General features: G+C 60.1%; 21 protein-coding genes. 15 read left to right on the top strand and 6 right to left on the bottom strand.

The window, feature by feature from the left end:
- Window positions 1-69: 69 nt before the first annotated feature.
- The 3 genes from htpG to rbr all read left to right on the top strand — a co-directional run bounded on the left by htpG (window position 70) and on the right by rbr (window position 3,119).
- On the top strand, window positions 70-1,929 hold the full coding sequence (gene htpG / locus ETHHA_RS09915; RefSeq protein ID WP_013485842.1) for a molecular chaperone HtpG: 1,860 nt from the start codon (window positions 70-72) through the stop codon (window positions 1,927-1,929).
- A 171-nt stretch (window positions 1,930-2,100) separates the two neighbouring features.
- The gene (locus ETHHA_RS09910) at window positions 2,101-2,520 is read left to right on the top strand and encodes a Fur family transcriptional regulator (RefSeq protein ID WP_013485841.1); all 420 of its coding nucleotides are present in this window, start codon (window positions 2,101-2,103) and stop codon (window positions 2,518-2,520) included.
- 62 nt (window positions 2,521-2,582) lie between these two features.
- A complete protein-coding gene (gene rbr, locus ETHHA_RS09905; protein ID WP_013485840.1) occupies window positions 2,583-3,119 on the top strand; it encodes a rubrerythrin in 537 nt (178 codons plus the stop codon).
- Between the two features lie 213 nt (window positions 3,120-3,332).
- Here the strand turns inward: rbr and ETHHA_RS09900 are convergent, their stop codons facing one another.
- Window positions 3,333-4,607, bottom strand: coding sequence for an adenylosuccinate synthase (locus ETHHA_RS09900; RefSeq protein WP_013485839.1), 1,275 nt, complete (start codon window positions 4,605-4,607; stop codon window positions 3,333-3,335).
- A 334-nt stretch (window positions 4,608-4,941) separates the two neighbouring features.
- On the opposite strand from ETHHA_RS09900, the gene ETHHA_RS09895 reads away from it, so the two are divergent.
- The 7 genes from ETHHA_RS09895 to ETHHA_RS09865 all read left to right on the top strand — a co-directional run bounded on the left by ETHHA_RS09895 (window position 4,942) and on the right by ETHHA_RS09865 (window position 13,701).
- A complete protein-coding gene (locus ETHHA_RS09895) occupies window positions 4,942-7,332 on the top strand; it encodes an endonuclease MutS2 (protein ID WP_013485838.1) in 2,391 nt (796 codons plus the stop codon).
- Between the two features lie 29 nt (window positions 7,333-7,361).
- A complete protein-coding gene (locus tag ETHHA_RS14660; protein ID WP_083803696.1) occupies window positions 7,362-8,951 on the top strand; it encodes a histidine kinase N-terminal 7TM domain-containing diguanylate cyclase in 1,590 nt (529 codons plus the stop codon).
- Window positions 8,923-9,330: a hypothetical protein gene (locus ETHHA_RS09885; RefSeq protein ID WP_137143882.1), complete on the top strand. Its 408-nt coding sequence runs from the start codon at window positions 8,923-8,925 to the stop codon at window positions 9,328-9,330. The genes ETHHA_RS14660 and ETHHA_RS09885 overlap by 29 nt, the downstream gene beginning before the upstream one ends.
- Window positions 9,330-10,349 (top strand): phenylalanine--tRNA ligase subunit alpha, encoded by a 1,020-nt coding sequence (gene pheS / locus ETHHA_RS09880; protein ID WP_041687492.1) that lies wholly within the window; start codon window positions 9,330-9,332, stop codon window positions 10,347-10,349. The genes ETHHA_RS09885 and pheS overlap by 1 nt, the downstream gene beginning before the upstream one ends.
- A 15-nt stretch (window positions 10,350-10,364) precedes the next feature.
- Complete coding sequence (pheT, locus tag ETHHA_RS09875; RefSeq protein ID WP_013485835.1) at window positions 10,365-12,749, top strand: phenylalanine--tRNA ligase subunit beta; 2,385 nt, start codon at window positions 10,365-10,367, stop codon at window positions 12,747-12,749.
- Window positions 12,750-12,818: 69 nt separating this feature from the next.
- Window positions 12,819-13,076: an IreB family regulatory phosphoprotein gene (locus ETHHA_RS09870; protein WP_013485834.1), complete on the top strand. Its 258-nt coding sequence runs from the start codon at window positions 12,819-12,821 to the stop codon at window positions 13,074-13,076.
- 142 nt (window positions 13,077-13,218) lie between these two features.
- Window positions 13,219-13,701 (top strand): NUDIX hydrolase, encoded by a 483-nt coding sequence (locus ETHHA_RS09865; RefSeq protein WP_013485833.1) that lies wholly within the window; start codon window positions 13,219-13,221, stop codon window positions 13,699-13,701.
- A gap of 13 nt (window positions 13,702-13,714) precedes the next feature.
- Here ETHHA_RS09865 and ETHHA_RS09860 read toward each other — a convergent pair whose 3' ends face one another.
- Together ETHHA_RS09860 and ETHHA_RS09855 are read right to left on the bottom strand one after the other, a co-directional pair.
- The gene (locus ETHHA_RS09860) at window positions 13,715-15,613 is read right to left on the bottom strand and encodes a fructose-bisphosphatase class III (RefSeq protein WP_013485832.1); all 1,899 of its coding nucleotides are present in this window, start codon (window positions 15,611-15,613) and stop codon (window positions 13,715-13,717) included.
- 51 nt (window positions 15,614-15,664) lie between these two features.
- Window positions 15,665-16,591, bottom strand: coding sequence for a hypothetical protein (locus tag ETHHA_RS09855; RefSeq protein ID WP_013485831.1), 927 nt, complete (start codon window positions 16,589-16,591; stop codon window positions 15,665-15,667).
- 205 nt (window positions 16,592-16,796) lie between these two features.
- Here ETHHA_RS09855 and ETHHA_RS09850 point away from each other — a divergent pair, with 205 nt between their 5' ends.
- The gene (locus ETHHA_RS09850; RefSeq protein WP_013485830.1) at window positions 16,797-17,315 is read left to right on the top strand and encodes a cob(I)yrinic acid a,c-diamide adenosyltransferase; all 519 of its coding nucleotides are present in this window, start codon (window positions 16,797-16,799) and stop codon (window positions 17,313-17,315) included.
- A 153-nt stretch (window positions 17,316-17,468) separates the two neighbouring features.
- Here ETHHA_RS09850 and ETHHA_RS09845 read toward each other — a convergent pair whose 3' ends face one another.
- The gene (locus tag ETHHA_RS09845; protein ID WP_013485829.1) at window positions 17,469-17,783 is read right to left on the bottom strand and encodes a demethoxyubiquinone hydroxylase family protein; all 315 of its coding nucleotides are present in this window, start codon (window positions 17,781-17,783) and stop codon (window positions 17,469-17,471) included.
- A gap of 178 nt (window positions 17,784-17,961) precedes the next feature.
- Between ETHHA_RS09845 and ETHHA_RS14655 the strand changes: the two genes are divergently transcribed.
- The 4 genes from ETHHA_RS14655 to ETHHA_RS09825 are packed head-to-tail and all read left to right on the top strand — an operon-like array spanning window position 17,962 to window position 20,923.
- Entirely contained in the window at window positions 17,962-18,477 is a 516-nt protein-coding gene (locus tag ETHHA_RS14655; RefSeq protein WP_013485828.1) for a hypothetical protein, read from the top strand.
- Complete coding sequence (gene acpS / locus ETHHA_RS09835; RefSeq protein ID WP_013485827.1) at window positions 18,474-18,848, top strand: holo-ACP synthase; 375 nt, start codon at window positions 18,474-18,476, stop codon at window positions 18,846-18,848. The genes ETHHA_RS14655 and acpS overlap by 4 nt, the downstream gene beginning before the upstream one ends.
- On the top strand, window positions 18,845-20,380 hold the full coding sequence (locus ETHHA_RS09830) for a bifunctional ADP-dependent NAD(P)H-hydrate dehydratase/NAD(P)H-hydrate epimerase (RefSeq protein ID WP_013485826.1): 1,536 nt from the start codon (window positions 18,845-18,847) through the stop codon (window positions 20,378-20,380). The genes acpS and ETHHA_RS09830 overlap by 4 nt, the downstream gene beginning before the upstream one ends.
- 12 nt (window positions 20,381-20,392) lie before the next feature.
- Window positions 20,393-20,923 carry a hypothetical protein gene (locus tag ETHHA_RS09825; protein ID WP_013485825.1) on the top strand — a complete coding sequence of 177 codons (531 nt, stop codon included), beginning with the start codon at window positions 20,393-20,395 and terminating at the stop codon, window positions 20,921-20,923.
- 156 nt (window positions 20,924-21,079) lie between these two features.
- Here the strand turns inward: ETHHA_RS09825 and ETHHA_RS09820 are convergent, their stop codons facing one another.
- Window positions 21,080-21,862 (bottom strand): amidohydrolase family protein, encoded by a 783-nt coding sequence (locus ETHHA_RS09820; RefSeq protein WP_013485824.1) that lies wholly within the window; start codon window positions 21,860-21,862, stop codon window positions 21,080-21,082.
- A 40-nt stretch (window positions 21,863-21,902) separates the two neighbouring features.
- Window positions 21,903-22,661, bottom strand: coding sequence for a heparan-alpha-glucosaminide N-acetyltransferase (locus ETHHA_RS09815; RefSeq protein WP_013485823.1), 759 nt, complete (start codon window positions 22,659-22,661; stop codon window positions 21,903-21,905).
- Window positions 22,662-22,811 lie beyond the last annotated feature (150 nt).

Genomic DNA, 22,811 nt, shown 5'->3' with positions numbered 1-22,811 from the left:
AACACGGGCCTGCGCCCGTCATCATATGGGGAAATCCCCTCATCGAACAAACAGGAGGAATCGAATATCATGCGTGAAGGCAACATTCAGGTACATTCGGACAATATTCTGCCCATCATCAAAAAATGGCTGTATTCCGACAAGGATATTTTTCTGCGCGAACTGGTTTCCAACAGCTCGGACGCCATCCGCAAGCTGGAGCGGCTGGCCGGGATGGGCGAGGCGGAAAAGGACGACGCCAAGCCGTTCATCCATGTTTTCGTGGATAAGGACGACAAAACCCTGCGCGTGGAAGACAACGGCCTCGGCATGACCGAGGAGGAAGTGGAAAAATACATCACGCAGGTGGCGTTCTCCGGCGCCGAGGAATTCGTAAAAAAATACAAGGATCAGCCCGGCGACGAGGGCGGCATCATCGGGCACTTCGGCCTGGGGTTCTATTCGGCGTTCATGGTGGCAGACAAAGTGGAGATCGACACGCTGAGCTACCAAAAAGACGCCAAACCCGTGCATTGGCAGTCCAAGGGCGAGTCGGCCTACGAGATCGGCGAGGGTACGCGCACCACGCGCGGCACGACGGTGACGCTGCATATTTCGGGCGAAGAAGTGGAATTTCTGGAGGAAGGCCGCATCCGGGGCATGCTGCGCAAATACTGCCAGTTCATGCCGTATGAGATTTTCCTCAACCCCAAAGCGCCGGAAGAAGCCAAAGAGGGTGAGGAAGCGCCCGCCGGATCCCGCCCGGTGAACAACCCCCATCCCCTCTGGTTGAAAGCGCCCAAAGACTGCACCAAGGAGGAATACGAGCAGTTCTACACCGAGCTGTTCATGGATTTCAATCCGCCGTTATTCTGGATTCACCTCAACGTGGATTACCCGTTCAATCTCAAGGGCATCCTGTATTTTCCGCAGCAGGCCGACAAGGTGGAGGTTCAGCCCGGCGAGGTCAAGCTGTATAACAACCAGGTCTATATTGCCGACAACATCAAGGAAGTCGTGCCGGAATTTCTCCTGTTGCTCAAGGGCGTAATCGACTGCCCCGATTTGCCGCTGAACGTGTCGCGCAGCTTTTTGCAGAACGACGGCGATGTGCAGAAGATCTCCAGGCACATCACTAAAAAGGTGTCCGACAAGCTGCACGAGATCTTCAACAACGAGCGCGAGAACTACGAGAAATACTGGGACGACATCGCCCCGTTCATTAAGTTCGGCTGCATCCGCGACGAGAGCTTCTATGAGCGCGTGAAGGATATCGTATTGCTCAAATCCATCAACGGCGGGTATAAAACGCTGATGGATTTCCCCAAAGACAAAGACAATCAGATCTTTTATGTCTCTAATCTGGATCTTCAGGCGCAGTATGTCCGCCTGTTCAAGGAAGAGGGCAAAGACGCCGCCGTCTTGTCGCATATGATCGACAGCCATTTCATCAGTTTTTTGGAATATAAGGAAAAAGAGATGAAATTCGTGCGCATCGACGCGGACATCAGCTATGCGGTCAAGGACGGCGAGGCGGGTGGAAATGCCGAAGCAGTCGCGTCTTCCTTTAAGGAACTGCTGGGCAAAGACGATCTGACGGTGAAGGCCGAGCGGCTCAAAAATTCCGCCACGCCCGCCGTCATGCTTCTCGAGGAAAATGCCCGCCGGTTCCAGGAGATGAGCCGGATGTATCAGGGCGGCCCGGCCGCGCCAGCGCCGCAGGGCACGCTCATCCTTAATCTGGAAAATTCCGTGGTGCAGGCGCTGCCCACGCTGGGAAAAGACCGCGCCGCGCTGCTCAGCCGCTATATCTACGATCTGGCACAGCTGGGGCAGAAGCCGCTGACGGCGGAGGAAATGTCCGGTTTTATGGAGCGCAGCGCGAAGCTGCTGGCACTTGCGGCCGGGCAGAGCGAAACGTCCGGAACCGCGGCGCCCGAAAAGGAATAACAGCGGAGCGGGTCTGTTTGTGCAGAATTTCACCGGAAAGCGCCATAGCCGAGGTATGTTTGTCGAAGGATGGAAAAAAATTCCCGTTTCGTGTCTTGACAAACGGCTGTGAGTGCGGTACAATAATATTGTAATCATTACAGCATAACGATCGCAGGGGGGGGGTGCAGAGTGGTCCAGACCACGGATTTGGCGGCCGAACTGGTGCGGCATGGGATTCGTCCTTCCATGCAGCGGCTGCGCATTTTTGAATATCTGAGGGAATCCAAGAGCCATCCCACTGCGGACGATGTGTTTAAAGCGCTGTTGCCGGACAATCCGTCGCTTTCCAAAACGACCGTATACAACACCTTGGGCCTGTTTGTACGGGAGCATTTGGCGCGCCAGCTCTCCATCGAGGACGGTGAGGCGCGTTATGACGGTGATACCTCGGTGCACGGGCATTTCCGCTGCACCCGCTGCGGCGCGGTTATGGATTTTCCAGTGGAGATCGGGCAACTGGCCGTACAGGGGCTGGATGGTTGCACGGTGGAAACTCAAGATGTGTTTTTTCAGGGCGTTTGCAGCAAATGCCTTGAGAATTCCAAATAAGTCTGCGCGGGTCTTTCCAGCGACGGATGGATTTTGTGTGGAAATGAAGGAGTGTTTGATACATGAAAGATCTGAAGGGCACGAAGACGGAGCAGAACCTGCAGACCGCTTTTTCCGGCGAATCCCAGGCGCGCAACAAATATACATATTTCTCGCAGGTTGCGGCCAAAGAGGGTTATCAGCAGATCGGCGCCATTTTCGAGGAGACGGCGGGCAACGAGCGCATGCATGCCAAGCTGTGGTTTGAATATCTGGGCGGCATCAGCGATACGGAAGCCAATCTGAAATCGGCCGCGGCGGGCGAGCACTACGAGTGGACCGATATGTACAAGACCTTTGCTGAAGAAGCCAAAGCGGAAGGGTTTGATGAGATTGCCGCGAAATTCGCGTTGGTGGCCAACATCGAAAAAACCCATGAAGAACGGTATAATAAATTGCTTGAGAACCTCAAAGAAGGAAAAATATTCCTGAAAGACGGTACCGTGGTCTGGAAATGCCGGGTATGCGGCCATATCCATGTGGGCAAAAACCCGCCGGAGATCTGCCCGGTGTGCAAACATCCCAAGGCGTTTTTTGAAGTCAAAGCGGAAAACTATTAAGAGTACGACTGCGGCAGTTAGGCCGGCACAGGTCCTGCTCCTCATGCGGCAACAGAGGGTGCGGTCTGCTGTGTTTTTTGTGTACAACCGGGCGGCAGATATGCCGCCCGGTTTTGTATGGCGCAGCAAAGCCCCCGAAACATTGTTTCGGGGGCTTTGCTATGGTTGCCGGTTCTGTTTTGCTTCGCCGGGTGGCGGAAACGCCAGGAAAAATTACCGTTCCAGATTTTGTGCGCGGTCGGGACCGACGCCCACCATGGATACGCGGCAGTCCACCAGTTTTTCAATGGTGTGCACGTAGTTTTTGGCGTTTTCGGGCAGGTCGTCAAAGCTCTTACAGGCGCTCAGGTCGCCGGAGAAGCCCGGTAACTCCGTATACACCGGTTCGCAGCCCTCCAGTTCCTCCAGTGTGGGGGGGAAGTGCTCGGTGGTGCTGCCGTCCGGCAGTTTGTATGCTGTGCAGATCTTTAGGGCGGGCAGGTCGGCCAGCGTGTCCAGCTTATTCAGCGCCAGCGCGGTCAGGCCGTTGATGCGCACCGCGTGGCGGACGATCACGGCGTCGAACCAGCCGGTGCGGCGCGGGCGGCCGGTGGTGGTGCCGAATTCATTGCCGCGGTTGCGGATGGTGTCGCCCGTTTCGTCGGAGAGCTCGGTCGGGAACGGGCCTTTGCCCACGCGGGTGGTGTAGGCTTTCGCCACTCCGATGATATCCTGCAGCAGCGTGGGACCCACGCCGGTGCCGGTGCAGAAGCCGCCCGCCGTGGGATGCGAGGAGGTGACATACGGGTAGGTGCCGAGGTCGATGTCGAGCAGCGCGCCCTGCGCCCCCTCGAACAGGACGTTTTTGCCCGCCTTCACCGACTCGTAGGCCAGCACCGACACATCGTCCACATATTTGGCGAGGCGCTTGCCGTAGGCGATGTATTCCTGAATGATGGTGTCCGCATCCAGCGCGTTTCCGCCGTAGACCTGCGTGATGATCTTGTTTTTCAGTGCGGCGACCGAGGCGGCTTTTTTGGTAAAGACTTCCGGGTGCACCAGGTCGTAGATGCGCAGACCGCAGCGCTCGGCCTTATCCATATAACTCGGACCGATGCCGCATTTGGTGGTGCCGATATCGGACGCGCCGCGCGCCTGCTCGGAGAGGCCGTCCAGCGCGATGTGCCAGGGCATGATGACATGGGCGCGCGGGTCGATGCGCAGGTTACCGCAGGAGATGCCGCGTTTTTCCAGCCCGTCGATCTCGCCCAGCAGCACTTTGGGGTCAACCACCACGCCACAGCCGATCAGGCACGGGGTGGTGCTGTAGAGGATGCCGGAGGGGATGAGGTGCAGCTTGTACACCTCTCCGCCGCTTTTGACGGTATGGCCGGCGTTGTTGCCCCCCTGCGAACGCACCACCACATCGGCGCGCGATGCGAGGATGTCGATGATTTTTCCTTTTCCCTCGTCGCCCCACTGGGCGCCAACTACGACTTTGGAAGGCAAGACGAAGACCTCTTTCCTATTATATAGTCTACGGGCGGCGAAGCGCCCGCACGATCGTTTCATGCGGTTGCATGACAGGTGAACAGACCGTATGTATTATACCAGATTGCGGCAGGATGTTCAATGTAAAACCGGGGTGAAATCAGGCGCGGGGCAACCGTTGTTCCACATTTTACAAATTTCCCGTCGAATTTTTTCTCCAAACATGGTATACTAATGCTGCTTGTGCACTGAATTTGGGCGGAACAGGGCGAGCCTGCCTGCGATGAAAAGCCTTTCCGCCTGTTGGAATATGGATAACCCGCGGCTTCGAGCCGCAACTGGATGGGAGAACATGGAGTCAATCGAACGTTCTTATATGGTGCTGGAGTACGATCGTGTACGTGACCGGCTTGCTAAAGCCTGCGTTTGTCCGGGCGGCGCGCGGCACGCACGGGCGCTCACGCCCTCCGGCTCGCTGGAGGATGCGCGCGAACAGTTGGCGCAGACGGCGGATGCCGTCCGCCTGAGCACGCGGTTTGGCGATCCGCCGTTTGGCGGTGTGCAGGATGTATCGGACGCACTGCAGCGCGCCAAAATCGGCGCGTCGCTGCAGATGGGCGACCTGCTGCGGGTGGCGCGGGTGCTTTCCGTCATTCGCGCGCTGGTGCGCTGGCGGGACGGCGCAGAGCAGGAAACGACCTGTCTGGATGATTTTTTCGACGCGCTGGCCCCGAATAAATATCTGGAAGAAAAGATCACCGCGGCCATTCTGCCCGAGGAGGAGATGGCGGATACCGCCAGCGCCGAGCTGGCCGACATTCGCCGGAATATCCGCCGTGCCGGGCAGCGCGTGCGCGAGCAGTTGGACAAGATGGTGCATTCCCAGCGCTATGCCAAATTTTTGCAGGAGGCCATTGTGACCCAGCGCGGTGGGCGGTTCGTCATCCCCGTGCGGGCCGAATATCGTTCGGAAGTGCCCGGACTGGTGCACGACACCTCCGCCTCGGGCGCCACGCTGTTCATCGAGCCGATGGCGGTGGTGGAAGCCGACAACGAGCTGAAAGTGCTGTATGTCAAAGAGGAAAAGGAGATCGAGCGCATCCTCGCAGCGCTTTCCGCCGAGGTGTCCACCTTTGCGGACGTAATCGCCCAGGATGTTCGCACCGCGGAAAAGCTGGATTTCGTCTTTGCGCGGGCCAGATTGTCGTTTGCCATGAAAGCGGGCGTGCCCCATCTTGCGGACGACGGCATCATCGACCTGCACCGGGCGCGCCACCCGCTGCTTCCACCTGACCAAGCCGTGCCCATCGACATCCGGCTGGGCGAGCCATTCGATACGCTGGTCATCACCGGGCCGAACACCGGCGGCAAGACGGTGGCGCTCAAAACGCTCGGCCTCATCACGCTGATGGCGATGTCCGGGTTGGCGGTGCCGGTGGCGGACGATTCCAAGCTGTCGTTTTTCGAGCAGGTGCTGGCGGATATCGGGGACGAGCAGAGCATCGAGCAGTCGCTGTCCACCTTTTCGGCCCACATGACCAATATCATCGGCATCCTGCATACCTGCGGGACACGCAGCCTGGTGCTGCTCGACGAACTCGGTTCCGGCACCGACCCGACCGAGGGTGCGGCGCTGGCGGTCGCCATCCTGGAGCATTTGCGGCTGCGTGGGGCAAAAGTGGCGGCCACCACCCACTATGCGGAGCTGAAGCTCTATGCGCTGGAAACACCGGGTGTGGAAAACGGCTCCTGCGAATTCGACGTGGCCACCCTGCGGCCTACCTACCGGCTGCTCATCGGCGTGCCTGGCCGGTCGAACGCGTTTGCCATTTCGGCCAGGCTGGGGCTGTATGAGAGCATCATCGTGCGGGCAAAGGCCCTGCTTTCCAACGAGGATACCCGCTTCGAGCAGGTGGTGGAGGGTTTGGAAAAGAACCGCCTGGCGTTGGAAGCCGCGCGCACGGAGGCTGAAGCGCTCCGTCGGCAGGCCGAGCAGGACAGAGAAGCCGCAGCGCACCTGCGTGACCAGATGGAAAACGCGCGGGAAAAAGAATTGGAGCGCGCGCGGGTGCAGGCGCAGGCGATGGTGGGCCGTGCGCGCGCCGAAGCGCAGGCTCTGCTGACGGACATCGACGAGCTGCGTAAAATGGAAGCCGCCGAAAAGGCGGAGGCGCTGCGCGAACTGGCCAAAAGCACGGTGGGCGCCCGGCTGGACGCGTTGGAAAAAACGGCCGATCCGGTGCGCAAAAAGCAGGCGCAGCCCTACCGTCTGCCGCGCAGGCTGCGTTCGGGCGACCGGGTGCTCATCCACGACATCGACCAGAAAGGTACGGTGCTTTCCACTGCGGATGCGTCCGGCATGGTGGAAGTGCAGGCGGGCATCATCAAGACCCGCGTGCCCGAAAGCGATCTGCGGCTATTGGAAAACGAGCGGGTGACGGTGCAGGCGCGCGCCGGCGGCGCACGCCTGGCGCGCACGCTGCGCGGCACACACACCGCCGCGCAAACCGAGATCGACCTGCGCGGGCAGACGGTGCAGGAAGCGCTGGAAGCGGTGGATAAATTCATTGACGACGCACGGCTTGCATCGCTGAGCCAGGTGTCGATCATCCATGGAAAAGGCACCGGCGCGCTGCGCACCGCCGTGCAGCAGCACTTGAAAGGCAACCGTTCGGTCAAATCGTTTCGTCTGGGACGGTATGGCGAGGGCGAGAGCGGCGTGACGATTGTGGAACTGACCTGAACGATGTAAAAAGCCGGTGTGTAGAAAGGGTGTTGGGATTGCTGGGCCCGCTGGAATTGTTTTTTGGCCTGCTTTCTGTTCTTTTAATTTCTTTCATTGCGTATTTTGCGTGGAAGAACCGCGCTGTGACCAGTTGCTCGCAATTACTGTTGACATGCTGCGCGACGTTCGTATGGCTGCTGTGTGTCTGGCTTGAATGCACACCGATGTTTGTCGGCTGGCAGAAACTGATTTGCTTGACGTTGTCGCAGATCGGCGCGCTCTACGTCGTTCCGGCATTTTTCAGTTATGTTTTGTATTACACCGGGTTCTACAGGCCGCTGCTCAAACGAGTGCTGGCGGCGCTCTATGTATGGGAAACCTTCGTTCTGGCGCTGGTGTTCACCAATCCGTTCCATCACCTCATCTGGAAAGCCGCGGAGCTGAAATCCGACCGGTTCGGAGAGTTGCTCATGCAGCTGACCACCCTGGGCAACTTTGCCATGCTGCTCAATTATGCGGTCAACATCATTTCCGTCAGCATCATCGTCTTTTTCTGGAGCCGCGCGCAGGGCGGCGTGCGTACGCGGGCGCGCACCATCATGCTGGCGGCATCCGTGTTTATCCTGTATGCGTTTGTCCACGCAATCCTCCCTTCGGGACGGAACGTGCTCCCGCCGATTCCGTTTATGTTTTTCATCAGCGCCCTGATCGGGCTGTTCGGCATCTGGCAGTATGATCTGACTTCGCTGGTGCCGATCGCCTATCAAGAGGTGTTTCAGATTATCGATGAGGGCGTGATCATTTTTCTGGAGAGCGGGGAGGTGCTTAATTTCAACCGCGCTATGCAGGACATCTTTGCTCTCCATGTCAACGATGTGATTCAAAACGACCGGAAAGGACGGCGGCGGATGCAGCGCCTGATCGAAGAACGTTTTCCGAATTGGCGGGGAAAGGACGGTTTCGGAAACCACCAATTTGACGTGCGTCTGAAGGCAAAATGTCAGAACCGTTATTACCACTGCCGGATATACCCGTTCCACAACCAGGCTTATAAGGTGGTCGGCTCCATTGCGGTAATCCGGGACATGACCACCGAACATGACCAGACGCAGATTCTGCAGGAGCAGGCGGAACGGGATGGACTGACAGGCATCTACAACCGGCAGACGTTCACCCGGCTGGCCGAACAGCAGCTGCGCCAGGGAGCCGGGCCGTGGTCGGTGCTGTATTTCGACATGGATTATTTCAAACGGATCAATGATACCTGCGGGCATATATTCGGTGACCAGGTGCTGTGCGAGACCTGCACCTGTGTGGCCGCCGTCATCGGGGAAAAGACCCTGTTCTGCCGGGCCGGCGGCGAAGAGTTCATGGTGTTTTTGCGGGGATATACGGCAAAAGAGGCGCGCCTGCTCGCGGAAGCCATGCGCAAGGAAGTGGAAGGGCATATGTTCGTCCATGAGGGCGTGATCGTGCCGGTTACTATCAGCGTGGGTGTGGTCACGGCATACACTCTCACGTTTGACGATTATTACCGCTATGCGGACCAGATGCTGTATCAGGCTAAAAGCGAAGGCCGCAACTGCGTACGCGTGTGGAGCGAGGAAGATGGTGCAGAGTATGGCCAAGAAGGCTGAAAATCCGGGGTTTTACCGTTTTGCGCTTGTAATCGGGCGCAAACTGTGCTATCCTAATGCTTGCATTGGAAACGCAGTGAAAAAGTTTCGGAAAGCCAATGGTTCTGCACAGAGAGAGGCCGCCGCGGCTGAAAGCGGCCTTGCGGCACCGGCTTTCCGGGTTTCGCTTTGGAGCGGCGCCGCTCAACGGGAAAGGGCTTTTTTCCTCAGTAGGCGGCGACGGCAGGCGCCGTTATCCGCCGCAGGAGTGTTTGCTCTATGGCAAAAAGCAGGGTGGTATCGCGGAGGAAAATCGCGCCTTCGTCCCTTTGGAGGGGCGGGGCGTTTTTATTTTGCCGTTTTGCAGGATGAAGATTACACAGGAGGTAGATCGGGTTGATAAAAGAACAGTTGGAGACCATCGCGCAGGTGGCCGCGCAGGCGTTCGCCGATGTGCGGGAAAGCAGCGAGCTGGAAGCCCTGCGTGTGCGGTTCCTGGGCAAAAAAGGGGAGCTGACGGCCATTCTCAAGCAGATGGGCAAGCTTTCGGCGGAGGAGCGCCCGGTGATCGGGGCGCTGGCCAACGAGGTGCGCGCGTCCATCGAGGACAAGATCGCGGCTGCCGCGGCCGCCCTGCGCGAGCGGCAGATGCAGGAGCAGATCGCTCAAGAGACCCTTGATGTGACTATGCCCGGCAAGCGCCGCCCCATCGGCACGCAGCACCCGCTCTCGCTGGTGCTGGATGAGATTCAGGACATTTTCATCGGCATGGGCTTTTCCGTTGCGGAAGGCCCCGAGGTGGAACTGGATTACTACAATTTCGAGGCGCTCAATATCCCCAAAAACCACCCCGCGCGTGACACGCAGGACACATTCTATATCACGGAGAATGTCCTGCTGCGCTCCCAGACCTCGCCGGTGCAGATCCGCGTGATGGAAAAGCAGAAACCGCCCATTCGCATCATTGCACCGGGCCGCGTCTACCGCTCCGACGCCATCGACGCCACCCATTCCCCGCTGTTCCACCAGATCGAGGGGCTGGTGGTGGACAAAGGCATTACCATGGCCGACCTCAAGGGTACGCTGGTCACGTTTGCCAAAACTCTGTATGGGCAGGACGCGGTGCTGCGCTTCCGGCCGCATCATTTCCAGTTCACCGAGCCGTCCTGCGAGATGGACACGATGTGCTTCGCCTGCCACGGCGAGGGCTGCCGTCTCTGCAAAGGCGAGGGCTGGATCGAGCTGCTCGGCGCAGGCATGGTGCACCCGAAAGTGCTGCAAAACGGCGGCGTCGATCCCGAGGAGTACAGCGGGTTCGCATTCGGCATGGGGCTGGAGCGGCTGGTCATGCGCCGCTACGGCATCGACGACATGCGGCTGTTCTATGAAAACGACCTGCGTTTTCTAAATCAGTTTTAAGGGGGAGGGTACACGATGAAATTGTCGATGAAATGGCTCGCGGAGCATGTGGATGTGCCGGAAGGCGTCACCCCGCGGCAGTTTTCCGAAGATATGACCATGACCGGGCAGAAGGTGGAAGGCTATGAGACCCTGGGTGAAGAGATCCGCGGTGTCGTGGTGGCCTCCATTCTTTCAATAGAAAAGCATCCGGATTCCGATCATCTGCTTATCTGCCGGGTGGATGCCGGCGGGCCGGTGTCGGTGCAGATCGTCACCGGCGCGCAGAACGTGTTCGTGGGCGCGCTGGTGCCCGCCGCGCTGGATGGTGCGCTGCTGCCGGGCGGCAAGCGGATCAACAGCGGCAAGCTGCGGGGCGTGATGTCCGACGGCATGCTGTGCTCGCTGGGAGAACTGGGGCTTTCACAGGCGGATTTCCCTTACGCGGCCGAAGACGGCATCTTCATCCTGCGGGAGGACTGCGCGCCCGGCGAGGACATCCGCAAGGCCGTCGGGCTGGACGATGTGGTCGTGGAATTTGAGATCACGCCCAATCGCCCGGATTGCCTGTCGGTCATCGGGCTGGCGCGCGAGGCGGCCGCCACATACCGCAAGCTCCGCCGGGTGCATGTTCCGGCCGTGCGCGGCGGCGCGGGCAAAACCTCCGATCTGCTCTCCGCGCAGATCGACGCACCGGAGCTCTGCACGCGGTACTGCGCGCGCGCGGTGAAGCAGGTGTGCATCAAGCCGTCGCCGCGCTGGATGCGGGAGCGCCTGCGCGCGGCGGGCGTGCGCCCCATCAACAACATTGTGGACATCACCAACTATGTCATGCTTGAATACGGCCAGCCGCTCCATGCGTTCGATGTGCGCTCCATCGCGGGCGGCGCGATCCGGGTGCGGCGGGCGGAGGAGGGTGAGCGCATCACCACGCTCGACGGCGTGGAGCATGCGCTTGACCCGTCCATTTGTGTCATTGCGGATACGGAGAAACCGGTGGCCGTGGCGGGCGTGATGGGCGGTGAATGCAGCGGCATTCTGCCGGATACCCATACCATCGTGTTCGAATCGGCCATGTTCAGCGGGCCGGATGTGCGTCTGGCCGCCAAGAAGCTGGGCCTGCGCACCGAAGCCTCCGCACGGTTTGAAAAAGGGCTGAATGCCGCCGCCACGCCGGTTGCCCTCGCGCGTGCCTGCGAACTGGTGGAGCTGCTCGACGCGGGCGTCGTCTGCGACGACGCTCTGGATATCGACCGCAGCGCCAAAACGGAAACGACCGTGGCGCTTGATCCGAATTGGATCAATGCGTTTCTGGGCACGTCGCTTTCGCCGGTGTTCATGGAAGACGCGCTCAAACGACTGGAATTCACCGTGCGGGACGGGGTGGTGCATGTGCCGTCGTTCCGTGCGGACGTGGAGCACAAGGCCGATGTGGCCGAGGAAGTGGCACGCATCTACGGCTACAACCAGATCCCCGTCACGGTCACATTGGGAGCCACCACGCAGGGCGGGCTGAACGCCAAGCAGCGCTTTGAAAAACGGATGGGCGAGGTGGCCCGCGCGGCCGGGCTGAGCGGGATCGAGACCTATTCGTTCCTCAGCCCGCGCGCCTGCGACCTCATCCGCCTGCCGGCGGGCGACCCGATGCGCAACAGCGTGCGTATTTCCAACCCGTTGGGGGAAGAAACCAGCATCCTGCGCACCACGCTGCTGCCTTCCATGCTGGATGTGCTGGCGCGCAACTACGCGGCCCGCAATTTGGAGGCGGCGCTGTATGAGGCCGGCACCGTCTACCTGCCCGAAGTCGGGCAGGAACTTCCGGATGAACGCCAAAAGATCGAGATCGGCCTGTATGGCGAGGGCACGGACTACTTCACGCTCAAGGGCGCGGTGGAAGCCATCCTCGCGGGTGCGGGCATCGACGCGTTCGACGTGGAGCGCGTGACCGACCTGCCGTACTATCATCCCGGTCGGTGCGCGCGCATTCTGGCGGGCGGCGAGGAACTGGCGCTGCTTGGCGAAGTGCATCCGCAGGTGCTGGAAAACTACGAGATCGGCGTGCGGGCCTATGCGGCGGAGATCGACTTTGCCACACTGTTTGCCCATGCGCGCACGAGCGCGGAATACCACCCGCTGCCGAAATTTCCGGCCACCACGCGGGACATTGCCGTGCTCTGCGACGCGTCCGTCCCCGTGCTCACGCTGGAAAAAGCGATGCGCGGCGCGGCAAAAGATAAGCTGGAAAGCATTCACCTGTTCGATGTCTATCAGGGGCAGCAGATCGAGGCGGGCAAAAAGAGTGTGGCGTTCTCCGTCACGCTGCGCGTGGCCGACCACACCCTCACCGACAGGGAGGCTGACGCGGCGGTGCAGAAGATGCTCGCGGCGCTGGAGCAGGCTGGCGCGGTCCTGCGCGTGTAAAATGTTTTGGATTGGGTCTTGCAAATTGGTCCGGTATAGGGTATCCTAATTCTAACAGGGGGTGCTGTTATGCACGAGCAGCCAAATGAACCGACTATGATTTTCTCGATCCATGAGGACAAAGGCAAGGAAATGAAAACAATCCTCACGGCTGTGTATGCCGCCCTGAAAGAAAAAGGATACAACCCCGTCAACCAGATCGTGGGCTATCTGCTTTCCGAGGACCCGACCTATATCACCACGCACAACAATGCGCGGGCGCTCATACGCAAGCTTGACCGCGACGAATTGCTGCACACGCTTATTCAGTCTTATATCGATTCCTGAGCTGCGGGTTTGCGCGGCATTTTTTCAAACATTCGGGCGCCCGTGCGCAAGGAGGCGATTTGCCTGCCTGCGCACGGGCGCGTTGCTTTACTCGACGTGTATTTTGTGTGAATCTATCCAAAATGTAAAGGAGATGAGCCGTATGATCCGTTTTGAAATACCGGGCGGTATCTTTCATTTTCGTGTGGCCGGTGTGCTGTGCCGGCAAGGGAAAGTGCTGCTGCACCGGAGTGAAAAGGATGGTTATTATGCCTTCCCGGGCGGCCGGGTGGAGCCGTTTGAGGATTCGGAGCAGGCGCTGTGCCGTGAATTTCAGGAGGAAATGGGGCAGCCGGTCAAAATCGACCGGCTGCTGGTGGTGCATGAAAACTTTTTCCGCAACAGAGGAAAAACGTTCCACGAGTTGGGATTCTATTATTTGGTGGAGTTCGACGGGGAACCCGCCATTCCCGCCGACGGCACCTTTTTTTCCAAAGAGCTGGAGAAGGACGGCACGCCGCATCTGGAGTTTGTGTGGGTCGATTTCGCTCGGGTAGACGTGCTGCCGCTCCGGCCGGATTTCATGAAAGCCCGCCTGCTGCATCTGCCCACCCAGATCGAACATGTGATCGGGCACGCGCTGTAACCTCCGCCGTCCATCACACGCGCCCGTCCAGGTCTTCGGTCTGGTAGATGCGCATCAGTTCTTTCAGGTCGGCGATGCGTTCGCGGATGGCGTGGCCGTTGTCGGCGTCCATCACCAGCACCCGTTTGGGCGCGGTGGCAATCACCTCCGACTGGGACTGCATGTCGCCGTTTTCGTGCAGGACATGCTCTTTTCCCTTGAAGGGCTGGTGCGACATCAGGCGCAGACCGTGTGAGTTGAAGATGAGGGTATAGCCTGCGATGCCGGTGGTTTTCTGATAGGCGCGGCAAAAGCCGCCGTCGATGGTGATGAGCGCGCCGCCACCCTTAACCGGCCGCTCGCCGCGGATGACCTTGACGGGCAGGTGGCCGTTGATGATGTGGCAGAAATCCCCGAACAGACCGAATTCGCGCAGTACCATACGGCAGGAGGCTTTCTGCTGGCAGTATACATAATAATCGTTTTGTGGTTCCACCCAGGCTTCGCGGTCGGTGACCCACATGCGCTCGAATGTTTTGACGATGCGCCCGCAGAGCGGGGATTTGCTGCCGCACCACAGGTACCACATGAAGTCCAGACTGCTCTGATCCCGGTCGCCGAAATAGGCGCGGCGCGCCACCCGCTCGGTGGCGTCCATATACGCCTTGCCCTTGCAGGCGTTGCCGTCCACGAACAGCGTTTCGAATTGCCCGTGCTCGTTCATCGGGATGCAGCCGTGAAACAGCAGGTTCTGGTTGAAGCAGAGGTAGACGCTGCCGGTTTCATACAGGAAGCGGATGTGCCGGGCAAGCCGCTCACTTTCCAGAAACGCGTTTTTCAGATCGGCAAGCACGGCCTGTTCCTCCGGTGTGAGCGTATAGGGGTCTTTGGGGTCCACCGTGGGGAAATCCACCGTGCGCATCGGCCAGTCTTTGCCGTAGGCGTGCACGGTCTTGGCTTCGTAATGGATCTTGTCCAGCAGCAGGCGGTCTTCCATGTGGTATTCCGGGTGCCGCTTGATGATCTGTCCCTCAATCTTGAACAGGATCACCGAGATCGCCTGGAGGGCGGCTTCGTTCGGGTCGTCATACGCGCTGTAGACCCGCTGCGCGAACAGGGTGAGCGGACGCAGGCTGATGGCATAGCCCCGCTCGAGCACATCCATGTTGTGGTGGGATACGCTGTTGCGCACCACGGTGGCCACGCAGGCTTCGCTGCCCGCCGCCGCGCCCATCCAGAGGATGTCGTGGTTGCCCCACTCGATGTCGAACGAGTGGTGGCCCATCAGGAACTCAATAATGGTGTCGGGGCGGGGGCCGCGGTCGAAGATGTCGCCCACGATGTGCAGGTGATCCACCGCCAGCCGCTTGATGAGCACGGCCAGCGCCTCAATGAACGCGTCGCCGCCGCCCAGCCCGATGAGGGTGTCGATGATCTTGTCGTGGTAGACCAGCTGGTTGTTGTCCTCGTCGGGCTGCGCGTGCAGCAGCTCATCCAGAATGTAGGCGTATGCTTTCGGCATGGCCTTGCGGACCTTGGAGCGCGTGTATTTGGAAGAAAGCATCTTGGCCAGCTCAATCATGCACTGCAGCGTGAAGCGGTACCACGCGGGCGAGTTTTTGCCGTCCACCCGGGTCATCTTGAGCTTTTCGCGGGGATAATAGATGAGTGTGCAGAGTTCGGAACGCTCGGATTCCGACATGGTGGAGGCAAACAGCAGGTCCACTTTTTCGCGCACCACGCCCGAGCAGTTGTTCAGGATGTGGTAAAACGCCTCATACTCCCCGTGCAGGTCGCTCATGAAATGCTCGGTGCCCTTGGGCAGGTTGAGGATGGCCTGCAGGTTGATGATCTCGGTGCAGACATCCTGCACCGAGGGGTATTGGGCGGCAAGAAGGTGAAAATACTTGGTTTTTGCATCCGTTTGATCCATCGGCAGGACTCCTCTGTTTAGGCGATATCGTATTGATCCGCGCCAAAAGGCTTATGTCTCGTCTTGGGCGATAAGGGTAAAGATGACGTCGGCCAGATCGACCGAGCCGACGACGCGGTCGGGCCGCTCAACATCATACAGCGTGACGAAAAGGGTGGTGCCGCCGTTTTCCCAGCGTAGTCCATCGACATCCGCGCTGTACCACGTGTCCGTTGGAAGGCCGTACCGCTTGTCGCGCACGGCGGCAAAGATGCGCGGACGGAAAAAGCCCGCTTCCCCCATGTGGCGGGGCAGTCGTTTTTCCAGCAGGATATCGGTATACTGGTTGCGCAGCAGCCAGTTCCATTTGGCGATTCTTGCGCGGTACAGGTAGGCGTTCTCCACTTTGTCCATGGGGATGAAGTCGCAGCCGGCCTTGATGGTATAGAGGCGTCGGCGGAATAAAAGCTCACTGAGCGGGTCGTCAATCCTGAAATTGGTGTCGATGCAGCGTCGGAACGCGGCGAGCAGGATGGACGACTGCAAAAGCAGGCTGAACGCCTTGGCATACACTTTGGAATAGCCGATGCCCACGGGGCAGTAGGCGAACGGCGCGATGAGGTACAGCGTCTGGCCGGAGGACAGGTTTTCCAGTTCGTGCACAGCGGAGTGGAACAGGCGGAAAATGCTGGGATGAAGCCGCTGTTCCAGAAAATCGTAGATCAGTTTTTTGCGGATGTTATGGCTGAGCTTGAGCGCGTCCCCGCCGTCGGCGCCAAAGTATCCTTTTTTGGCCAGGGAGTTGTCGAATACCCGCGTGATGATTTTCCGTATCTCAAAGGTGCTGAGCGAGGGCAGGTTTTTTACCTCGGCCATATCCCAGACCTTTTGGGCTTTGGATTCGATCAGGATGCGGGTCATAATGTTCGCGCCGATGCCGTCGGTAAAAATGGTGGCGCCTTCGGGCGTGCGCAGGTCGTCGAATGTGTATTCGTTCATCAGTGTTACCTCTTTTAAATGTCGGGATAGCGGCCCCGCGGCCGGGAAAGAAACCAGTTTCATTGTAGACGCATTGCCGCGGTTCGTCAACCGCCCGGAGGGAAGAACGCCGCCGCCCCGGCGGGGCATTTACCATATGTCCGGCGCGGTGTATACTGGATGGAACAACGCATCCGCTTCGGTGGAAAACAGGGAGGAGCAAAGCATGGCGGAAACGGGACTGGTGCATATCTATACCGGCGACGGGAAGGGCAAGACCACGGCGGCAATGGGGCTGGCCTGCCGGGCTGCGGGCGCGGGGCTGCGCGTGCTGGTCGTGCAGTTCCTCAAGGGGCGAGATACCGGAGAACTGTATTCCCTGCGCAGGCTGGGCATCCGTGTATTGCGCACCGATGTGAAAAAATTTATCCCCTACATGGATGAAGCAGAGCGGGCGGTCTGCCGGGAAGGGCAGGAGCGTTGCTTCCGGGAGGCGTGCGCCGCGCTGCCCCAATACGACCTGGTGGTGCTGGACGAAGCCATCGGTGCGGCCTCCGCGGGCATGCTCGACCCGGCGGCCCTGCTTGCCTGCGTGCGCGGCAGGCCCAAGGGGGTCGAACTGGTGCTCACCGGGCGGGACGCGCCCCAGGCGCTGATCGACTGCGCGGACTATGTTTCGGAGATCCGCTGCGTCAAGCATCCGTATGACCGGGGCATCCAGGCGCGCAGAGGGATCGAGTTCTGAGAGCCGGTTCGCGCCTTGGCGGAGCGGCGGCGTCCGTATGCCCGTCCCCGCATACAAAAAAGCCATGCACCCGGCCTTTGCAAAGGCCCGTGCATGGCTTTTTGTTGTTCTGTTTGAAAACGGTGCGGGCGCTTGCGGAAACCGGGACGATCCTCAGTCTCCGGCGGACTTGTCGAGCCCTTCCAGCAGTTTCTTGACCTCGGTTTCGCCGTTGAGGAACAGCTTGGCTTCTTTCGGGTCGAGGTGCCGGAGCAGCGTGATGAGCTCGCCCACATGCGTTCTTTCCTCGTCGCGGATGTCGCTGAGCACGGCGCGGGCTTCGGGGCTGTCGGTCGCCTGCACATGCGCATCGTATACATAGATGGCTTCCAGCTCGCCGGCAATGTCCAACCGGATGGCCTGGATCAGCTCGTCCCTGGTCAGTTTGCGATCCACATTCCCCTGAAACGGGTTTGCAAAATCTGGCATACGTCAACATCCTTTCCGCATCGCGTAGACAGACTGAAATCTGCTTACAATATAGCACGACTTTGCAATGGATACAAGGCCGTTTGAAAATCGGCGGGGGAGTATGTCGCAGGTTGTAAAAAAAAAACGGGTATGCTATACTGTTTTTGTAGAATGATACCATATCGGAGGGCTTTTATTGGATACGTATGTGGAATGCCTGGTGAAACGCCGGACGGACCGTGTCACGCTCGCGCTGAAGATCGGTGTGGTTCTGGCGTCCATTGCGCTGGGGCTGGGGCTGTTTTTCATCTGCGTGGCCACACAACTGCTGGCGACGTTCGGCATTTTGGCGCTGTTGCTCTGCATTTGGGGCGGCTGGATGATCCTGCGGCGGTTTGAACTGGAATATGAATATATCTTAACCAATTTTGATCTGGATATCGACGTGATCATCGCGCAGAAAAAGCGCCGCCGTCTGCTTTCCCTCGACCTGCGCGCCATTGAGCACTTTGCTCCCTTCGACGAGGCGCACCGCCGGCAGTTGGGCGAAGCCGAGGTGCGCAAGCGTGTGGATGCGTCCGCCCATGACAAGGACGGAACCTGGTATCTGATCGTTGACAGCAAGAGCGGTGGCAGGACCCTGCTGCTGTTCAGTCCCGACGAGCGCATCCAAAAGGCCGTGCGGGCGGCCAATCCGCGGGCCGTGCTGTGATTTACGGCGTGGGGGCAGACACGGTGGAACTGGAGCGGATACGCCGTTTGCTCGGGAGGCACCGCGATCTTTCCCGCGTGTATGGAGAACGGGAACAGGCGCTCCTTCTGCAAAAAAACAGTCTGGGTTCGTATGCCGCGCATTTCTGTGCAAAAGAAGCGTTTGCGAAAGCGCTGGGCACGGGGGTGCGCGGTTTCGCCCTGCATGAGGTGGAATTGCTGCGGGACGGCGCCGGTAAACCCTATTATGCACTTTCCGGACGGGCGCGCGCGCTTGCGGAGAAACTGGGACTGGTGCTGCATGTCAGTATCACGCACGATCAGACCCACGCCATGGCGTTTGCCGTGGCGGAAAGGAGGACGCAGCGATGAAGATCATCAGCGTCGCACAGATGAAGGCCGCAGAGTGTTATGCCATCGAGCATGGCATCTCCGCCCTCCGGCTCATGGAAAACGCGGGAACGGCGGCTGCGGGCATCATAGCGGAAATTGTATTGGAAGCGTTCGCGCAGAAAACCGTGTGCGCCGTGGTCTGCGGCGCGGGCAACAACGGCGGGGACGGTTTTGTGGTGGCGCGCCGGTTGCACGAAGCGGGCCATACGGTCACCGTGGTGCTGGCCGCCGGGGAGCCGCGTACCGAGGAGGCCGTCGCCATGTTTCGGAAACTGCCAAAAGGGGTGACGGTTCTGCGGTACACGGAAGATTCCGCGGAGTACGGCCGGGCGTTCACCGGCAGCAGCATGCTGGTGGATGCGGTGTTCGGCACCGGTTTCCACGGTGAGGTGGAAGGGGCGTGTGCAGAGCTGTTTGACGCCATGAATGCGAGCGGCCGGCCCATTTTTGCGCTGGATATGCCCAGCGGTGCAAATGCGGATACCGGCGAGACGGCCGCGCACGCCGTATGCGCGGCGGCTACCATCACGTTCGCGGCGGCAAAACAGGGGCAGATGAAAGCCCCGGCCTCCGTGCACTGCGGCAGGCTGCTGCTGGCGGAGATCGGTATCCCGGACGAGGGCCTGCCGCGGGATGCCACCGAGTTGCTCGACCGCGCCCTGCTCGACCGCGCCCTGCCGGTGCGCACGGCGGACAGCAACAAGGGCAGCTACGGGCATCTGCTTTGTCTGTGCGGAAGCAGGCGCTATCCCGGCGCGGCGTATATGTCCGGCATGGCTGCGGCGCGCTGCGGGGCGGGGCTGGTCACGGTGGGCGTCCCGGAAGTCCTCTGGGGTGTGCTGGCCGCGCGGATGAGTGAAGTGATGGTTCTTCCGCTGCCGCAGACCGCTGCGGGCGGGCTGTCGCTGGCCGCGCTGGATGAAGTCCTCGCGTTCGCGGAGAAATGCAGCTGCGTACTTATCGGCTGCGGCCTTTCGCCGGAGAGCGAGACCGCCGCGCTGGTGCGCGAACTGCTGCTCCGCCTGCGGGGCACCGTGGTGCTGGACGCGGACGGCATAAATGCCTGCGCGGGGCATATAGATGTATTGCGGGCATCCCGGGCAGACCTCGTGCTCACGCCGCATCCCGGCGAGATGGGCAGGCTTTGCGGCAAAACGGCGGCGGAGGTGCAGGCGGACAGGGAAGGCTGCGCCGTCTCTTTCGCGCGCGAAAACGGCGTGACGCTGGTGCTCAAGGGTGCGGGCACGCTCATCGCGGCGGCGGACGGCCGTTTGTTCCAAAACAACACCGGCAATCCGGGGCTGGCCAAAGGCGGCAGCGGCGATATTCTGGCGGGCATGACGTCCGGCCTTGCCGCACAAGGTATCGACCCGGTCCTGGCGGCCTGCGCGGCTGTGCACATCCACGGCCTTGCCGCCGACCGCTGCGCGGAAAAGCAGTCCCAATATGCCATGCTGCCCACCGATCTGTTTTCGGAGATCCCGCAAATATTCCGCGATCTGTCGCGTTAGAGGGGTCTTTCCATGCGCAAAACCGTGGAGATTTTGCTCTTTGTGCTCACGGCGCTTTTGTTTGTCACGGCGTTTGTGTCCTGCCGCGCAAAAGACGCGGCGGCTGGCAAACAGGCGGCTTCGGCTTTGTCGGGTGCGTTTAGCTGTACGGCGGACGTTACGCTCAGCGGGCACGATTACACCGTGGACATCGTCCGCCTGGCCGACGGCGGCAGCACGGTGCAGTTCGTGCGGCCCGCCGAGCTTTCGCAACTTTCCTTTCTTTCCAATAAGGATGGGATGAGCGTGCGGTTCGGCGCCATGCAGGCGAAGCTGGACCCGGCTTCGGTGCCGCAGTCCTCGGTGTGCAGCGCGCTGCTCGGCGCGTTTGAAACGGCGGCCAAGAGCGGCTCCGCCGCGCATCAGGGCGTCAGCACGGTGCTGAAAGGGCAGTCGGCGGCGGGGCCGTTCACACTGGTGCTGGACGGACAGAACCGCCCGCAGTCGCTACAGATACCCCGGCTGAACCTGGCCGCCACCATCCACGATTTCACCGCATCGTAATACAGAATTCGTCATACAGCAAGACGGCGCCTCTTATCCCGGATGGGAAAAGAGACGCCGTCTTTCGCTGTTCAAGCCACGTCCGCACAGGATTCCGGCCGGCGGTACTGCGGAGTTTTCCTGCAATTCCGCAGTATCCGTATCGGAGGCAGTCTGTTAGGATAGACCCAGAAAGCGCTTTGCGTTTTCGAGCAGGATGAGGCGCCGTTCTTCCTCGGTGAAACCCAGACGGTCAAAACGTTCCAGTTCCTCCGCCTGGGTGGTGAGGGGGTAGTCGGTGCCGAACAGGACACGCTCCACGCCGTGTTTGCGGATGAGTTCCGCCGCTTTTTCGGGCGGCAGGGCCCAAAGGGAGCTGGAAGTGTCGATGTAACAGTTTTTGCCGATGATGTGCCGCTCGGCCTCGTCCCATTCGGAGTATCCGCCCAGGTGCGGGACGATCACCGTCATCTGCGGAAAGCGCTCCAGCACATGCGCGATGCGCACCGGGGAGGAATAGGGGGTACGCACGTCGCCCGCATGGATGAGCACCGGCAGATGATGCTGTACCGCCAGGTCGTAGACGGCGTCCATCGACGGGTCGTCCGCCGCCACATGCTGATAATCCGGGTGCAGCTTGATGCCGCGCAGCCCCAGTGCCAGCAGCTGCTCCGCGTCTTGTTCCAGGTGCTTGGAGTGCGGGTGCAGGCCGCCGAAACCGAACAGGCGGTCCGACAGATGCCGCGAGAGCCATTTGTTGATGGTGGCGACCTGCCCGGGCTTGGACGCGACGGCAAGCGCCATCAGATAGCCGCCTCCGGCCTTCTCCGCACAGGCGAGCAGATTTTCGACCAGCCCGGTGCCGCTTGCGGCGAGGTGATAGTGGGCGCGCATGCCCTCCACCGAGCGCGCGGCAATGTGTTCGGGATAAATGTGTGTGTGAAAATCGAAAAATTGCATAACAAGGGCCTCCTGGGGATGTCTTGGCGCTGTGGAAATATTACTTTATAATGGAAAAGATCAGGTACATCACGCCGTACAGGACGGGCTGGTGCAACGCGTAGATCAGCAGCGTGTTCCGCCCCGCAGCGGCCAGCACCGGCATGCGCGCGGTGTAAAACCACTCCGGCAGGCGCCGTTCTTTCACCGGAGTGCCCAGCACCGCGCCGATGAGGAACAGAAACAGCCACGGCAGCAGCGGAAAATAATCGGCGGACGCGAACGACGGGTCGGGCAGCCCCAGCCAGAACAGATACGGTGTGGAAAACCAGTCTGTCGGCAGCACGAAGCCGAACAGGCCGGGGATGCCGAGCAGGCCGGAGGACGGCAGGGTGTACGTCAGCACGAACAGCGCCCCCAGCACCGTCAGCGAGACGGCCATGGGTGTCCGGTCCAGCAGCGGGCGGCAGGGGATATAGAGCAGGATGGCGACGCCCATGAAATGCAGGATGCCGAACCAGATGGCTTCATCCGGCAGAAACAGCACCGTGCCGATGGTCACGGCCGCGGCGATGGCCAGCACACGCAGCGCCCGCCGCACATTGTTGTGTGAAAAGCGGCAGGACAAGCCGGCCAGCAGGATGAACGCGCCCGCAAACGGCGGTTCCAGCGGCGTCAGCCAGGCGAACAGGGGAATGCGCACGCCGAAAATGGCAGTGAGGTCGAACAGCGCATGGTAAAAGACCATGGCCAGGATGGCAACGCCGCGCACCGCGTCCAGCAGATCAATGCGGGCGTGTTTTTTAACGATGAGTTCCATGCAGCACCTGCCTGTATGGATGTGAACGTTCATGCCCGCGCGGCGCGTTTGCGGTTCACCGCGTACGCGTCCGCGCAAAAAGCAACAGCAAGTTTTTTCATTATAGCATGTTTGCGGGGAATGCGCAAAATATGAGGTTCTGCGGAAAAA

Origin of the sequence: Ethanoligenens harbinense YUAN-3 (assembly GCF_000178115.2) — a bacterium.
Lineage (GTDB): Bacteria > Bacillota > Clostridia > Oscillospirales > Ethanoligenentaceae > Ethanoligenens > Ethanoligenens harbinense.
The sequence above is the reverse complement of the archived record's forward strand: the minus strand, read 5'-3'. Positions and strand labels throughout refer to the sequence as shown.

Bases quoted from the DNA above. Each gene is read 5' to 3' on its own strand.
- htpG (WP_013485842.1), top strand. From the start codon at position 70: ATGCGTGAAGGCAACATTCAGGTACATTCGGACAATATTCTGCCCATC.
- rbr (WP_013485840.1), top strand. From the start codon at position 2,583: ATGAAAGATCTGAAGGGCACGAAGACGGAGCAGAACCTGCAGACCGCT.
- ETHHA_RS09895 (WP_013485838.1), top strand. From the start codon at position 4,942: ATGGAGTCAATCGAACGTTCTTATATGGTGCTGGAGTACGATCGTGTA.
- ETHHA_RS09885 (WP_137143882.1), top strand. From the start codon at position 8,923: ATGGTGCAGAGTATGGCCAAGAAGGCTGAAAATCCGGGGTTTTACCGT.
- pheT (WP_013485835.1), top strand. From the start codon at position 10,365: ATGAAATTGTCGATGAAATGGCTCGCGGAGCATGTGGATGTGCCGGAA.
- ETHHA_RS09870 (WP_013485834.1), top strand. From the start codon at position 12,819: ATGCACGAGCAGCCAAATGAACCGACTATGATTTTCTCGATCCATGAG.
- ETHHA_RS09865 (WP_013485833.1), top strand. From the start codon at position 13,219: ATGATCCGTTTTGAAATACCGGGCGGTATCTTTCATTTTCGTGTGGCC.
- ETHHA_RS09860 (WP_013485832.1), bottom strand. From the start codon at position 15,613: ATGGATCAAACGGATGCAAAAACCAAGTATTTTCACCTTCTTGCCGCC.
- ETHHA_RS09855 (WP_013485831.1), bottom strand. From the start codon at position 16,591: ATGAACGAATACACATTCGACGACCTGCGCACGCCCGAAGGCGCCACC.
- ETHHA_RS09850 (WP_013485830.1), top strand. From the start codon at position 16,797: ATGGCGGAAACGGGACTGGTGCATATCTATACCGGCGACGGGAAGGGC.
- ETHHA_RS09845 (WP_013485829.1), bottom strand. From the start codon at position 17,783: ATGCCAGATTTTGCAAACCCGTTTCAGGGGAATGTGGATCGCAAACTG.
- ETHHA_RS09830 (WP_013485826.1), top strand. From the start codon at position 18,845: ATGAAGATCATCAGCGTCGCACAGATGAAGGCCGCAGAGTGTTATGCC.
- ETHHA_RS09825 (WP_013485825.1), top strand. From the start codon at position 20,393: ATGCGCAAAACCGTGGAGATTTTGCTCTTTGTGCTCACGGCGCTTTTG.
- ETHHA_RS09820 (WP_013485824.1), bottom strand. From the start codon at position 21,862: ATGCAATTTTTCGATTTTCACACACACATTTATCCCGAACACATTGCC.
- ETHHA_RS09815 (WP_013485823.1), bottom strand. From the start codon at position 22,661: ATGGAACTCATCGTTAAAAAACACGCCCGCATTGATCTGCTGGACGCG.